The organism is Kluyvera sp. Awk 3, from assembly GCF_028069715.1.
In the GTDB taxonomy this organism is placed as follows: domain Bacteria; phylum Pseudomonadota; class Gammaproteobacteria; order Enterobacterales; family Enterobacteriaceae; genus Kluyvera; species Kluyvera georgiana_A.
Genome location: NZ_JANEWH010000304.1, coordinates 1 through 755, shown reverse-complemented (window position 1 = coordinate 755; position 755 = coordinate 1). Strand labels below are relative to the sequence as shown.

Genomic DNA, 755 nt, shown 5'->3' with positions numbered 1-755 from the left:
ATTTATCCACCAGTTATTCCTGTAACCTAAATTAATATATATAAGGACATTATAGAATGAACAAGACGCTACTCGCTGCCGCATTGTCAATGGCAACGATCTCCTCCTCAGCCTTTGCCCTGGACGGCGGTCAGATTGATTTCGCCGGTCTGGTCAGCGACAACACCTGCGTGATGAGCGTAAACAATGGCGCTCAGGATGCCCAGATCCAGCTGGAAACCGCTTCCGTTGCTGAAGTGAATAGTGCAGGTATGGTAAAAGCCAACACCGTTGGCGCGAAAGCGAAAGCCTTCACCATCAGCGTTGACTGCAGCAAAGCCGGCTTCGACACTCAGACAACGGCTAACCTGACCATGACCTCCCAGTTCCGCAGCAACGGCCAGGGTACGCTGAACAATGACTCCAGCATTACTGATGCCGCGAAGGGCGTGAATGTGGCTATCCACGAAGTAAACCCGACGACGGGCACCTACACCATGGTAACCGTTGACGGTAAAGATACCCACACCCAAACCTTTGATACCAGCAAAAAAGCACAGTGGAGCTTCGTCGCTTCGTATGTCGCCCAGACCGATCCAGCCGCGACTCCGGTTGTCGTGCCGGTCACCGCTGGCTTTGTTAAAACCAACGCGGCATATACTATTGCCTATAATTAATTTTTATTAATTATCCACTAAGGAAATGGGTTAACCATTTCCTTATTTACCAGACACAATTAGCGCCCGTGAAATCGCGGTTATTCACCATAGCAATAT

The 755-nt window shown here is 49.7% G+C and carries 1 protein-coding gene; it reads left to right on the top strand.

Annotation, left to right across the window (positions count from 1 at the left end; genetic code table 11):
- Positions 1-56 precede the first annotated feature (56 nt).
- Positions 57-656 carry a fimbrial protein gene (locus NNN71_RS24785; protein WP_223803291.1) on the top strand — a complete coding sequence of 200 codons (600 nt, stop codon included), beginning with the start codon at positions 57-59 and terminating at the stop codon, positions 654-656.
- Positions 657-755 lie beyond the last annotated feature (99 nt).

Coding starts and splice junctions, on each gene's coding strand:
- NNN71_RS24785 (WP_223803291.1), top strand. CDS start 57: ATGAACAAGACGCTACTCGCTGCCGCATTGTCAATGGCAACGATCTCC.